Annotated in this window: 13 protein-coding genes and 1 tRNA gene; 6 read left to right on the plus strand and 8 right to left on the minus strand. The window is 59.2% G+C overall.

The window, feature by feature from the left end; genetic code table 11:
* Positions 1-707 precede the first annotated feature (707 nt).
* Positions 708-783 (minus strand) — tRNA-Phe (locus ACJ8HT_RS15785).
* Positions 784-1,489: 706 nt separating this feature from the next.
* On the opposite strand from ACJ8HT_RS15785, the gene speF reads away from it, so the two are divergent.
* Positions 1,490-3,655 carry an ornithine decarboxylase SpeF gene (gene speF, locus ACJ8HT_RS15790; RefSeq protein ID WP_197653092.1) on the plus strand — a complete coding sequence of 722 codons (2,166 nt, stop codon included), beginning with the start codon at positions 1,490-1,492 and terminating at the stop codon, positions 3,653-3,655.
* A 50-nt stretch (positions 3,656-3,705) separates the two neighbouring features.
* Here speF and mltC read toward each other — a convergent pair whose 3' ends face one another.
* The 3 genes from mltC to mutY form a co-directional block, all read right to left on the minus strand.
* The gene (mltC, locus tag ACJ8HT_RS15795) at positions 3,706-4,782 is read right to left on the minus strand and encodes a membrane-bound lytic murein transglycosylase MltC (RefSeq protein WP_004937402.1); all 1,077 of its coding nucleotides are present in this window, start codon (positions 4,780-4,782) and stop codon (positions 3,706-3,708) included.
* 63 nt (positions 4,783-4,845) lie between these two features.
* Positions 4,846-5,118, minus strand: a complete 273-nt coding sequence (locus ACJ8HT_RS15800; protein ID WP_004937404.1) for an oxidative damage protection protein — start codon at positions 5,116-5,118, stop codon at positions 4,846-4,848.
* Complete coding sequence (gene mutY, locus ACJ8HT_RS15805) at positions 5,115-6,215, minus strand: A/G-specific adenine glycosylase (protein WP_244664478.1); 1,101 nt, start codon at positions 6,213-6,215, stop codon at positions 5,115-5,117. The genes ACJ8HT_RS15800 and mutY overlap by 4 nt, the downstream gene beginning before the upstream one ends.
* A 177-nt stretch (positions 6,216-6,392) precedes the next feature.
* Here mutY and trmB point away from each other — a divergent pair, with 177 nt between their 5' ends.
* From trmB to ACJ8HT_RS15830, 5 genes are all read left to right on the plus strand, one after another.
* Positions 6,393-7,112, plus strand: a complete 720-nt coding sequence (trmB, locus tag ACJ8HT_RS15810; RefSeq protein WP_194572793.1) for a tRNA (guanosine(46)-N7)-methyltransferase TrmB — start codon at positions 6,393-6,395, stop codon at positions 7,110-7,112.
* The gene (locus tag ACJ8HT_RS15815) at positions 7,112-7,438 is read left to right on the plus strand and encodes a YggL family protein (protein WP_019456098.1); all 327 of its coding nucleotides are present in this window, start codon (positions 7,112-7,114) and stop codon (positions 7,436-7,438) included. The genes trmB and ACJ8HT_RS15815 overlap by 1 nt, the downstream gene beginning before the upstream one ends.
* A 95-nt stretch (positions 7,439-7,533) precedes the next feature.
* Entirely contained in the window at positions 7,534-8,457 is a 924-nt protein-coding gene (gene glsB / locus ACJ8HT_RS15820) for a glutaminase B (protein ID WP_033649631.1), read from the plus strand.
* Positions 8,458-8,487: 30 nt separating this feature from the next.
* Complete coding sequence (locus ACJ8HT_RS15825) at positions 8,488-9,210, plus strand: DUF2884 domain-containing protein (RefSeq protein WP_100397086.1); 723 nt, start codon at positions 8,488-8,490, stop codon at positions 9,208-9,210.
* Between the two features lie 100 nt (positions 9,211-9,310).
* On the plus strand, positions 9,311-9,745 hold the full coding sequence (locus ACJ8HT_RS15830) for a DUF29 domain-containing protein (protein ID WP_147881387.1): 435 nt from the start codon (positions 9,311-9,313) through the stop codon (positions 9,743-9,745).
* 37 nt (positions 9,746-9,782) lie between these two features.
* Here ACJ8HT_RS15830 and hemW read toward each other — a convergent pair whose 3' ends face one another.
* The 4 genes from hemW to ACJ8HT_RS15850 are packed head-to-tail and all read right to left on the minus strand — an operon-like array spanning position 9,783 to position 12,370.
* A complete protein-coding gene (gene hemW / locus ACJ8HT_RS15835) occupies positions 9,783-10,925 on the minus strand; it encodes a radical SAM family heme chaperone HemW (protein WP_033635947.1) in 1,143 nt (380 codons plus the stop codon).
* Positions 10,918-11,511 carry an XTP/dITP diphosphatase gene (locus ACJ8HT_RS15840; protein ID WP_038879287.1) on the minus strand — a complete coding sequence of 198 codons (594 nt, stop codon included), beginning with the start codon at positions 11,509-11,511 and terminating at the stop codon, positions 10,918-10,920. Before ACJ8HT_RS15840 ends, hemW begins: the two co-directional genes overlap by 8 nt.
* 17 nt (positions 11,512-11,528) lie before the next feature.
* Complete coding sequence (yggU, locus tag ACJ8HT_RS15845; protein WP_033649585.1) at positions 11,529-11,819, minus strand: DUF167 family protein YggU; 291 nt, start codon at positions 11,817-11,819, stop codon at positions 11,529-11,531.
* Entirely contained in the window at positions 11,816-12,370 is a 555-nt protein-coding gene (locus ACJ8HT_RS15850) for a YggT family protein (RefSeq protein WP_197652998.1), read from the minus strand. The genes yggU and ACJ8HT_RS15850 overlap by 4 nt, the downstream gene beginning before the upstream one ends.
* Positions 12,371-12,373 lie beyond the last annotated feature (3 nt).

Here is a 12,373-nt window from a genome sequence, read left to right on the forward strand (position 1 = left end):
TCCCTTCATTATTACGAGATACACGATAATGTAATTGGATTTGTTTTTTTATTATTAGCATGTAAACGTATCTGCAAATAATTAATTTTATTGCCCTGATTGACGTCCCCCCCCGTTAACCGCTTCTGGTCAGAAGCGTGTCATTATATAGTACCCGACGCCGACAAATTTGCCCTGAGTAGGGCAATGCATTGTCCAAAGTAATGCTGGAATATTCCAGTTTTTAGCTGGCGGCTTTGCAGAGATAGCTAAACTTTCGCACGCTGTTTACCGGCTGAAAAATATTCTAATAATGCAGACGTCGTTTTATCAATCAGAACCTGTACGGTCAGGTAGTGTGAATCCTGAAAGCAAAAAACCAGCTATAGGCTGGGTTCTCTAAATAGGGCGACCGGACTCGGACAACTGGCGCCTGCGCCGCGTTGAACAGCGCTTTAGCGCTGGCCCGCAGGGTGAGGCCTTCGGGCCGAATAATCGAACTCAGTTCGATGGAGAGTCCGTACCCCAGAAAGCAAAAACCCAGCCATAGGCTGGGTTCTCTAAATAGGGCGACCGGACTCGGACAACCGGCGCTTGCGCCGCGTTGAACAGCGCTTTAGCGCTGGCCCGTAGGGTGAGGCCTTCGGGCCGAATAATCGAACGCAGTTCGATGAAGAGTCCGTACTCCAGAAAGCGAAAAACCCGCCATAGGCGGGTTCTTCTAAATATGGTGCCCGGACTCGGAATCGAACCAAGGACACGGGGATTTTCAATCCCCTGCTCTACCGACTGAGCTATCCGGGCAACGGGGCGCATTAAACCGTATTGGCCGGGTGGCGTCAATCGCTTTCTGTCACAAAGCCGATCGGTTGCTCTATTTTCAGGCAGCGAACCCGGCGGAGTGGGGAATGGGAGGGTATCGTCATTCAATAAATATGCATATAAAACGTGTATTTATACAGCTGATTTGATGGGTTTTTATGTTTTTTTAATTAAATAACAATGCATTATGTTTAAATCAATGCGCGCTCAACCAAGGCGATTCTTGCTTGAACCCCGCAACGAATCATGCAATCATTGCGCAAATTTTAGCACTCTCCGTTCTCTGACGGTGTTCCCGCTTCTTATAAGCCAGAGGGTTATTGGCATGACTGGTTTTGTTGCTCAAGCGCTGCTGCGCACCAGACATCTGACGCCGCCACCGTTCCGCCGTTGTCTCCTTCGCACGTCATCCGCCCGAATACGCCTGCCGGCCATGCGGTAAGGCCGCCTGATGCTCGCTGTTAGGCATGCGTAAAGCCAGCGCTACGGCCCTGATTTTACTGATGCCTGTCGGACGCTGCCAAGACCAGTTCCCCCGATAGCCGCCTGATGATCCCCCGATCATGAGCCGGTCACGCACGCCGCTTATGCTGCCGTGCCCGGGTATCGCTTTTGCCGGGATAACCGCGTTATCTCATTACCGTGCCGGTGGCACACCCTCATCCTTCACCGTTTGAGAGTCAGCATGATGAAAGAATTGAAAATCGCGACCAGCGCCAGCCTGGTCGCCACCATTGAGACGCTGCGCCAAATCGTGCGCGTAGAGCAGACGGACTACACCGACGTGGCGGCGGTAGTGGTGTCGGTCGCCGACGTGAACGCCGGCATTCTGGCGTGCTTGCAGGCGACGGGGTTCGACATTCCAACCTTCGTGGCGGTGGAAGGGGACGAGCATCTCTCGCCGGACTATCTGCCGTTCGTCAGTGGGGTTTTCGCGCTGCTGGCCGGCGCCAGCAAGCCGTTCTATATGGCGCAGCTGGAGGCCGCCGCCGACGCCTACGAGCAGGCGCTGCTGCCGCCGTTCTTCAAAACGCTGAAGACCTACGTCGAGATGGAAAACTCGACCTTCGCCTGCCCGGGGCATCAGGGCGGCGAGTTCTTCCGCAAGCACCCGGCCGGACGGCAGTTCTTCGATTTCTACGGTGAGACCCTGTTCCGTTCCGATATGTGCAACGCCGACGTCAAGCTGGGCGATCTGCTGATCCACGAAGGGTCGGCCAAGGATGCGCAAAAGCACGCGGCGCGGGTGTTCAACGCCGATAAAACCTACTTCGTGCTCAACGGCACCTCGGCGGCCAACAAGGTGGTGACCAACGCGCTGCTGACCCGTGGCGATCTGGTGCTGTTCGATCGCAACAACCATAAATCCAACCACCACGGGGCGCTGATCCAGGCCGGGGCTACGCCGGTCTATCTGGAAACCGCCCGTAACCCGTTCGGCTTTATCGGCGGCATCGATGCGCACTGCTTCGACGAACGCTACCTGCGTGAGCAGATCCGCGAAGTGGCGCCTGAGAAGGCCGCGGCGGCGCGGCCGTTCCGGCTGGCGATTATTCAGCTCGGCACCTACGACGGCACGATTTACAACGCTCGCCAGGTGATCGACACCATCGGCCACCTGTGCGACTACATCCTGTTCGACTCCGCCTGGGTGGGCTACGAAGGCTTTATTCCGATGCTGAAAGAGTGTTCGCCGCTGCTGCTGGAGCTGGACGAGCACGATCCGGGCATTTTTGTCACCCAGTCGGTGCATAAACAGCAGGCGGGGTTCTCGCAGACCTCGCAGATCCACAAGAAAGACGACCACATCAAAGGGCAAAAGCGCCACTGCAACCACAAGCACCTGAACAACGCGTTCATGCTGCATGCGTCGACCAGCCCGTTCTATCCGCTGTTCGCCGCGCTGGACGTCAACGCCAAGATGCACGCCGGCCCCGCCGGACGCCGCATGTGGATGGACTGCGTCAAACTGGGCATCGAGACCCGTAAACAGCTGCTCAAACGCTGCTCGCAGCTGAAGCCGTTTATTCCGCAGCAGGTGGCGGGCAAAGACTGGCAGGATCACGATACTGACCTTATCGCCAACGACGCGCGCTTCTTCACCTTCGTGCCGGGGGAAACGTGGCACGGCTTCGAAGGCTATGCCCAGGATCAGTATTTGGTGGATCCGTGCAAGCTGCTGCTGACCACGCCGGGCATCGACGCCGCGACCGGCCAATACACCGAGTTCGGCGTGCCGGCCACCATTCTGGCCAACTTCCTGCGTGAGAACGGCATCGTGCCGGAGAAGTGCGATCTCAACTCGATCCTGTTCCTGCTGACCCCGGCGGAAAACCCGGCCAAGATGGAGCACCTGGTGGAGATGCTGGCGCAGTTCGAGCGCTATGTTGCAGAGGACGCGCCGCTGAGCGTGGTGCTGCCGACGGTATACCGCAAGAACGAGCAGCGCTACCGTGGCTACAGCATTCGCCGGCTGTGCCAGGAGATGCACGATCTGTACGTCAGCTTCGACGTCAAACAGCTGCAAAAGGAGATGTTCCGCCAGGATCATTTCCCGCCGGTGGTGATGAACCCGCAGGACGCCAACGTGGAGTTTATCCGCGATAACGTCGAGCTGGTGCCCATCGGCCAGGCGGAAGGGCGCATCGCGGCGGAAGGGGCCTTGCCGTACCCGCCGGGCGTGCTGTGTGTGGTGCCGGGTGAAGTGTGGGGCGGCGCGGTGCAGCGTTACTTCCTGGCGCTGGAAGAGGGCATCAACCGCCTGCCGGGCTTCTCGCCGGAGCTGCAGGGGGTCTACATCGAGAAAAAAGATCACGGCTGGAAGCGCATCTTCGGCTATATGATCAAGCCATAGAAAAAGGGCCGGTTCGCACCGGCCCTTCTCATTTATCCACGCGGAATGCGTTACTTTCTGCGGTAGCTCTTCTGCGCGGTATTCACTTTCACCAGATAGCGGCGCGACTCGGCGGCCGGGTGCTTGGTGGTCAGCGTCTGGTACACGTCGCCCGGCTGCATGCCGTTGATGATGCCCACCGCGCGCGTTCTGTCGCTGGAGAACACCCGCAGCACGCTGCCCGCACCGCCGTTGTAGGCGGTGATCACCGCATAGCGGCGCGAGGTCGGGTTCTGAATGCCGCCCAGGTAGTTGTTCTGCAGGATCGCCAGATAGGCGGTGCCGGTGTCGATGTTGTTCTCCGGATCGAACAGGTAGCTGCGGCTCGGAGTGCCCCATTTGCCGCGCATCTGGAACACATCCTTACCGGCAGTATGCTGCACCACCTGCATCAGGCCCAGCGCGTCCGAACCGCTCACCGCATACGGGTTGAAGCTCGATTCGGTCTGCATGATAGCCAGGATCAGCGACTCGTCCACGCCGTATTTTTCCGACGCCTTGCGCACCATCGGCAGGTATTTGTGCGCACGTTTGTCCAGGTGGTTCGGCACCAGCTGGATGGTGACCGAGTAGATCACGTGCAGGCCGGAGGTACGCTTTTGCAGCTTGGTCTGCAGCAGGTAATCGGCGAAGTGCGCCGCGCGCCATTCCCAGCGGATCGGCGCGCCCTTGTTATCCAGCACCTGGCCGTACAGGAACGGCTCTTTGCTGATCTGGATATCGTTGGCGTCGGAATAGAGATCGATGGACCCCGGATCGTCACCCATCAGCAGCGTGCTGATGATCGCCTGGCGCAGGTGCGCGGCCGGATCGGTGGTGGCGATGGTCTCGATGGTAATGGCGCCGGTGTCGAAGTTGATATGGCTGCGGGTTTGGTATTGGTCGGTATATTTGACGTAGTCTTTCGGCCCGGCGATCAGAACTTCGTTCAGACCCCAGATGTTCTCGATATTGTGGGCGAATTGGCCCATCAGAATGTCGAAGCCGTTGGTATCTTTAATCCAGGCTTCGTTGATTTCTTCACTTTTTTTGCCGGAACAGGAGATCAGCAAAGGCGCTATTACGAGCAAAGCTAAAATTTTCTTCATCTTAAAGCCGTTTGGAAGAAGTATAAGAGGATTGAAGCGGGCCAGCGCCTGGCCCGAACAGCGTTATTCGCTCGGTGGCGTATAGCCTTCGATGTGCACGTCGTGCCCTTCGAACAGGAACTTGATCATTTCCTCTTCCAGCAGCTTGCGGTCATCCACGTTCATCATGTTCAGCTTCTTCTCGTTGATCAGCATGGTCTGCTTCTTCATCCACTCGCCCCAGGCTTCCTTGGAGATCTCGTTGTAGATGCGCTTGCCGACGTCGCCGGGATAAAGTTGGAAGTCCTGGCCTTCGGCGTCACGCTGCAGGAAAGTACAAAAAATGGTGCGGCTCATGCTAATTCCTCATCGATGGCGCTATCGCCATATAAGTTTTGTTGGATCGGGGGCTGCTTCGCCAGCTGTTGCAACAGGCGATCCACCGGCGCTGCCAGCCCGACCGACGGCGGCTGCGCTAAGTTATACCAGAGACCCGCGCCCTCATCCATGCCGCTGCCTGCCGCGTCGAGCGACAGCCACATCGGCACGATATCGAGGTGGAAATGGCTGAACGTGTGGCGAAACGCGGTCAGCTGCTCCAGGCGCTTGCCTTTCAGACCGCGCTGCTGCAGCCAGAGTTCCAAATCCACGCGCGCGCTGAACTGCGGGAAGCAGAACAGGCCACCCCACAGGCCCACCGCCGGGCGCTGCTCCAGCCACACCCGGTCGCCGTGCTGCAGCAATAAGAAGTAGGAGGTTTTTTCCGGCAGGGTCTGCTTGGGTTTCTTGCCGGGGTAGTTGGCCCAGCTGTGGTTGGCGTAAGACAGGCAGCCGACGTTGAGCGGGCAGAGTTCGCACTTGGGCTTGGAGCGGGTGCAGACCATGGCGCCCAGATCCATCATTGCCTGGTTGAACTGGCCGACGCCCTGCGCCGGGGTAACCTCTTCGCTGATTTTCCACAGCCGGTTTTCGACTTCTTTCTTGCCCGGCCAGCCCTCCACCGCGTAGCAGCGGGCCAGCACGCGCTTCACGTTGCCGTCGAGGATCGGATAGTGTTGGCCCAGCGCCAACGACAGCACCGCGCCGGCGGTAGAGCGGCCGACGCCCGGTAAATCGGCGATTTCTGCGAAGGTTGTCGGGAACTCGCCGCCGTGCTGTGCGACAATGGTCTGCGCCGCCTTGTGCAGGTTGCGGGCGCGGGCGTAATAGCCGAGGCCGGTCCACAGATGCAACACTTCGTCGAGCGGGGCTTCCGCCAGCGCGCGCACGTTGGGAAAACGGGCCATAAAGCGCTGAAAATAAGGAATGACGGTGGCAACCTGGGTCTGTTGCAACATCACCTCGGAGAGCCATACTTGATAGGCGGTTTTTTCCAGCTGCCACGGCAGGGTCTTGCGACCGTAGCGCTGATACCAGTCAAGCACCACCTGTGCGAATTGTTGTGCTTGCATCATGAGCAGCGTCGTTATCCGGCAGAAAATGAAGCGAGATTGCAGCATAGAGTCATGGTGCTGTAAACCGGAACTTTCCGACGCCGCACGGCGGGTACAGAAGATGAACACTTGCTAAACCAATGTATCTTTGCATAATGCGCGTTTCCCTAATTGGCAGCCAAACAGACAGAAAGCACTATGATTAATGACGTCATCTCCCCGGAATTTGATGAGAACGGCCGCGCGATGCGCCGTATCCGCAGTTTTGTCCGCCGCCAGGGGCGGCTGACCAAAGGCCAGCAGCACGCGCTGGAGAACTATTGGCCGGTGATGGGCGTGGAGTATCAGGCTGACGCTGTCGATCTCAACGCGCTGTTCGGCCGCGACGCGCCGACGGTGCTGGAGATCGGTTTTGGCATGGGCGCCTCGCTGGTGACCATGGCGGGCAACAACCCGCAGCAGAACTTTTTAGGGATCGAAGTGCACTCGCCGGGCGTGGGCGCCTGCCTGGCCGACGCCCACGAGGCGAAGCTGAGCAACCTGCGCGTGATGTGCCACGACGCGGTTGAGGTGCTGGAAAACATGATCCCGGACGGCTCGCTGGACATGGTGCAGCTGTTCTTCCCCGATCCGTGGCACAAGGCGCGCCACAACAAGCGCCGCATCGTGCAAACGCCGTTTGTCGAACTGGTGCTGCGCAAGCTGAAGACCGGCGGCGTCTTCCACATGGCCACCGATTGGCAACCTTATGCGGAACATATGTTAGAGGTTATGAACGGGGTCGCAGGCTACCGTAATCTTTCCAGCGATAATGATTACGTGCCGCGTCCGGATTCGCGCCCCCTGACGAAATTTGAATTACGCGGCCAGCGCCTGGGACATGGCGTTTGGGACTTGATGTTTGAGAGGAAAGAATAATGGCTAAGAACCGCAGTCGTCGTTTACGTAAAAAGTTGCACATTGAAGAATTTCAGGAGCTGGGTTTCTCCGTAGCCTGGCGCTTCGCCGAAGGCACGTCGGTGGAAGACATCGACAGCACGCTGGATACCTTCATCGATGAAGTGATCGAGCCGAACGGCCTGGCGTTTGACGGCAGCGGCTACCTGCAGTGGGAAGGTCTGATCTGCCTGCAGAAGATCGGCCACTGCACCGACGAGCAGCGCGAGCTGGTGAAAAACTGGCTGGAAGCGCGCAAACTGACCGACGTTAAGGTCAGCGATCTGTTCGATATCTGGTGGGATTGATCGCGCTTGCCCGATGAGCGCGGCTTCGCGCCGCGCCGTTTTATTGATCTAAGGTGCCTTAACGGCGCCTTTGTTTTGCCCGGAGTGTGATCGAGGTGGTAACAACATTGGATAACGCGTTGCTGGAGGAGATCCTGCAACAGGTGCGCCCGCTGATTGGCCAGGGGAAAGTGGCCGACTACATCCCGGCGTTGGCGGAAGTGCCCGCCGATCGGCTGGCGATCGCCGTCTGCACGGTGGACGGCGAACTGTTCCAGGCCGGCGACGCCGCGGAGCGCTTCTCCATTCAGTCGATCTCCAAAGTGCTGAGCCTGACGCTGGCGCTGACGCGCTATCAGGAGCCTGAGATCTGGCGGCGCGTCGGCAAAGAGCCCTCCGGCCTGCCGTTCAACTCGCTGCTGCAGCTGGAGATGGAGCAGGGCAAACCGCGCAATCCGTTTATCAACCCCGGCGCGCTGGTGGTGTGCGACATGCTGCAAACCCGGCTCAGCGCCCCCAAGCAGCGCATGCTGGAGGTGGTGCGCCAGCTGGCCGGCGAAGACGACCTGGCCTATGACCTGCGGGTGGCGCGCTCCGAGTTCGAACACTCCGATCGCAATGCGGCCATCGCCTATCTGATGAAGTCGTTCGGCAACTTCGAGAACGATGTGATCACCGTGCTGCAAACCTATTTCCACTACTGTGCGCTGCGCATGAGCTGCGTGGAGCTGGCGCGCAGCTTCGTCTATCTGGCCAATCACGGCCGCGATCTCAACGGCGAGACGGTGATCAGCCCGCTGCAGGCCCGGCAGATCAACGCCCTGATGATGACCAGCGGCATGTACGACGGCGCCGGCGAATTCGCCTATCGGGTGGGGATGCCGGGCAAGTCCGGCGTGGGCGGCGGTATCGTGGCCATCGTGCCGGGCGAGCTGTCGATCGTCGTCTGGTCGCCGGAGCTGGATGCTTCCGGCAACTCGCTGGCGGGAACTGCGGCGCTGGAACTGTTGTCTCAACGTATCGGTCGTTCGATTTTTTAATCCCAATCTGGATGGGAGTCAGGAGAAGCTATGTTGAAGAAAACCGGGTTAGCCTTACTGCTGCTGGCGGCGACTGCCGCGCAGGCCCACGCCGAGTACCAATGCAGCGTTAAACCCCAGGACGATGTGATCATCAGCCCGCAGAGCGTGCAGGTGAAAGGCGCCAGCGGCGACCTGCAAATTTCGCCGGATGGTGATGTGATCCGCAACGGTCAGGCGCTGAGCCTGAGCGACAGCCAGCGGCAGAAAGCCTTCAGTTACCAGAGCGCGCTGCGCAAGCAGCTGCCGTGGATCGACGACGGCGCGCAGAAACACCTGGAGAAAGCACGCTCGGCGCTGGATAAGGTGATCGTCAAAGAGCTGGGCAGCAACAGCAACGTGCGCAACCGGCTGACCACCCTCAACGGCCAGCTGAAACAGCAGATGAACCGCATCATCGAGCACCGCAGCGACGGCCTGACCTTCCACCACAAGGCGATTGACCAGGTGGAACAGGATGGCCGCAACATCGTGCAGCAGAGCATGGGCGGCGTGCTGCAGGACAGCCTGAACGAGATGGGCGTCAAACAGGCCGCCAACAGCGGCGGCAACCCGCTGCAGGCGATCATGGGCAACCTGGGCGGCTTGCAGAAGGCGATCCAGAACGAGTGGAACAACCAGGAGCAGGACTTCCAGAACTTCGGTCACGACGTTTGCAACCGCGTCACCGCACTGGAAACCCAGCGCAAGGATCTGCTGAAGGCGTTGAAATGATTCAAGAACCCTCTCGGTAGTATGTTTTTTGACCTTCTGAGGCTTATCTGACAGACTGGTCAAACTACGTACAGATTTATGGATGTTTACGGAGGACGTTATGAGCCATACACGTTACGAAACCGATGTTGTTGCCTGGGCAAATGAACAGGCCGCTCTTTTGCGCTCCGGAAAATTGTCTGAGATCGATATTGAAAAGATCGCCGAGGAGATTGAGGACGTGGGGAAGAGCGAGCAAAGGGAACTTGCTAGCCGGATGACGGTGCTGATTGCACATTTGCTTAAATGGAAATATCAGCCGGCCAGGCGCGGAACCAACTGGGAGAGAACGATTAAAGCGCAGCGCAAAGAGGTGCTTTACAGCTTGAAAGAGTCGCCCAGCCTAAAAGGTAAACTGAGCGATGCTGATTGGCTGGATGTCGTCTGGTCGAAGGCCGTTGCGCTCGCTACGGCCGAAACTGGGCTGGATGTATATCCGGAAAACGGCATCTGGGAAACTCAGCAGATTTTGTCTCAGACGTTTTACCCGGATTAACACCAATAAAAAAGCGCTGATTATTCAGCGCTTTTTTTTACTCGTCGTCCGCCAGGAACAGTTCCAGCAGCGAGTTGAGGAACAGTTTGCCCTTCTCGGTGATTTGCCAGTGCTCTGCGGTTTCTTCCAGATAGCCTTTGGCCAGCGCTTCGTCCAGCTGCGGGCGAATGACGCTTTCCGCCAGCCCGGTGTAGTTGACGAAGTCGGCGCGCGGCGCAGCTTCCAGCAGGCGGAAGCGGTTCATGAAGAACTCGAACGGCCGATCCGCCGCCGCCACCTCATGCTGCTTGTCCATGTAATCGCCGCGCATAAAGCCGCGCGGGTGCTTGGTCTTGGCGGTGCGCAGGATGCGCCCGTCGCTGAAGGTCACCTTGCCGTGCGCGCCGCAGCCGATCCCCAGATAGTCGCCGAAGCGCCAGTAGTTGAGGTTGTGCTGGCATTGGTAGCCCGGCTTGGCGTAGGCCGAAGTTTCATACTGCTGATAGCCGGCGGCGCTCAGCAGCTGGTGGCCGCGCTCGAAGATGTCCCACAGCGCGTCGTCGTCCGGTAAAACCGGTGGGCGCGAGCTGAACAGGGTGTTCGGCTCGATGGTCAGCTGATACCACGACAGGTGCGGCGGATTGAGGGCGATAGCCTGGCGCAGATCGTCCAGCGCCTCTTCCAGCGACTGATCCGGCAGGCCGTGCATCAGATCGAGGTTGAAGCTGCGCAGGCCGAGGCCGGTCGCCAGCGTTGCCGCGCGCTTGGCCTCTTCCGGGCCGTGGATGCGCCCTAAGCGGGTCAGCTTCTCGGCGCTGAAGCTTTGCACCCCGATGGAGATACGGTTGACGCCGGCGCGCTGGTAGCCGCTGAAGCGATCGGCCTCCACGGTGCCGGGGTTGGCCTCCATGGTGATTTCGGCGTCGTCGGCGACGCGAATGCGCGCCCGCACGCCGTCCAGCAAGGCTTGCATCGCCTCGGCGCTCAGCAGGCTGGGGGTGCCGCCGCCGATGAAGATGGTGCTTATCTCCCGGCCGCCGGCCAGCGGCAGGTCGGCATCCAGATCCGCCAACAGATGATCGACATACTCCTGATGCGGCACGTCACCCTTCAACGCATGGGAGTTGAAGTCGCAGTACGGGCATTTCTGCACGCACCACGGGATGTGGATGTAGAGACTCAGCGGGGGCAGCTTAAGCATTGCGCATGGCTTCCAACATCAGCTTCAGCGCCTTGCCGCGGTGCGAAATCGCCCGCTTCTCGTCGCGGCTCAGCTCGGCGGCGGTGCGGCCCAGCTCCGGCACGTAGAAGACAGGATCGTAACCGAAGCCGCCTTCGCCGGCGGCCTGCTCGGTGATCTCACCGGCCCAGCTGCCGTGGAACACCAGCGGCGTCGGATCTTCCGCATGGCGCAGATAGACCAGCACGCAGTGGAATTGCGCGCCGCGCCGGCCCGGCGCTACGCCTTTCAGCGCCGCCAGCAGCTTATCGAGGTTCTGCCGATCGTCGGCGTCTTCACCGGCATAGCGTGCGGAGTAGATGCCCGGCGCGCCGCCCAGCGCGTCTACCGCCAGGCCGGAGTCGTCGGCGATCGCCGGCAGGCCGGTGACCTGCGCCGCATGGCGCGCTTTCAGAATGGCGTTCTCAATAAACGTCAGGCCAGTTTCTTCGGCGGATTCCACGCCCAGATCGGTTTGCGCGACCACGTCCAGGCCGAAATCGGCCAACAGGTCGGCGAGTTCGCGTACTTTGCCCGGATTACCGGTGGCAAGAACGACTTTTTGCATAATGACTACCTTGAAAATTATTCGATGAGCGCCGCGACCACGGCGGGGATCTGTTGCGGATTCACGATGCGTAACTGTTTATGCCGCCCCAGTTCGCCTTTCTCGATGGTGACGCTGCTTTTCGCCACTTTGAACTGCTTGGCGATAAACTTGATCAAATGGGCGTTGGCTTGGCCGTCGACTGGCGGGGCGGTGATGGCGACTTTCAGTTCGTCGCCATGCAAGCCGATAATTTGGTCGCGGCTGGCTTTCGGCTGAATATATAGCCTGATCGCCAGCCCGTCCAGCACCGGAGTGACTGCACTCACAGCAGGAACCAGATCTCGCCGAACAGATCCATGCCCAGGTAGTTGATCAGATAGAGGATCAGGATCACCACCATGGCGGAAAAGTCGATGCCGCCCATCGCCGGGATGATGCGACGGATCGGCGCCATCAAGGGTTCGGTCAGCTGGTACATCACGTAGTCGATCGGGCTGCGGCCCTGACTGATCCAGCTCATCAGCGCGCGAATGATCATCACCCAGAAGATCAGGTAGCCGGCAGACTTCACCAGCGAGATCAGGCCGAACAGCAGGTTATAGGGGCTGAGCGACATCGCGCCGCCCTGGATCAGCAGCAGCAGCGGGTACTTGATGGTCATCAGCAGGAACGCCAGCAGCAGCGAAGCGCTGTCGATAGGCCCCAGCGACGGGATGATGCGGCGCAGTGGGCTGACGATCGGCTGGGTGATCTTCACCACAAACTGCGAGAACGGGTTGTAAAAATCGGTGCGCGTCCATTGCATCCAAATGCGCAGCAACAGCACCATCACGTACAGATCAATAACGGTCTTGACCAGGAAAGTCAGCGTTAGCATGAA

This window comes from Serratia sp. CY44782 (assembly GCF_052168715.1).
GTDB classification, from domain to species: Bacteria; Pseudomonadota; Gammaproteobacteria; order Enterobacterales; family Enterobacteriaceae; genus Serratia; species Serratia nevei.

Bases quoted from the DNA above. Each gene is read 5' to 3' on its own strand.
- speF (WP_197653092.1), top strand. From the start codon at position 1,490: ATGAAAGAATTGAAAATCGCGACCAGCGCCAGCCTGGTCGCCACCATT.
- mltC (WP_004937402.1), bottom strand. From the start codon at position 4,782: ATGAAGAAAATTTTAGCTTTGCTCGTAATAGCGCCTTTGCTGATCTCC.
- ACJ8HT_RS15800 (WP_004937404.1), bottom strand. From the start codon at position 5,118: ATGAGCCGCACCATTTTTTGTACTTTCCTGCAGCGTGACGCCGAAGGC.
- mutY (WP_244664478.1), bottom strand. From the start codon at position 6,215: ATGATGCAAGCACAACAATTCGCACAGGTGGTGCTTGACTGGTATCAG.
- trmB (WP_194572793.1), top strand. From the start codon at position 6,393: ATGATTAATGACGTCATCTCCCCGGAATTTGATGAGAACGGCCGCGCG.
- ACJ8HT_RS15815 (WP_019456098.1), top strand. From the start codon at position 7,112: ATGGCTAAGAACCGCAGTCGTCGTTTACGTAAAAAGTTGCACATTGAA.
- ACJ8HT_RS15825 (WP_100397086.1), top strand. From the start codon at position 8,488: ATGTTGAAGAAAACCGGGTTAGCCTTACTGCTGCTGGCGGCGACTGCC.
- ACJ8HT_RS15830 (WP_147881387.1), top strand. From the start codon at position 9,311: ATGAGCCATACACGTTACGAAACCGATGTTGTTGCCTGGGCAAATGAA.
- hemW (WP_033635947.1), bottom strand. From the start codon at position 10,925: ATGCTTAAGCTGCCCCCGCTGAGTCTCTACATCCACATCCCGTGGTGC.
- ACJ8HT_RS15840 (WP_038879287.1), bottom strand. From the start codon at position 11,511: ATGCAAAAAGTCGTTCTTGCCACCGGTAATCCGGGCAAAGTACGCGAA.
- ACJ8HT_RS15850 (WP_197652998.1), bottom strand. From the start codon at position 12,370: ATGCTAACGCTGACTTTCCTGGTCAAGACCGTTATTGATCTGTACGTG.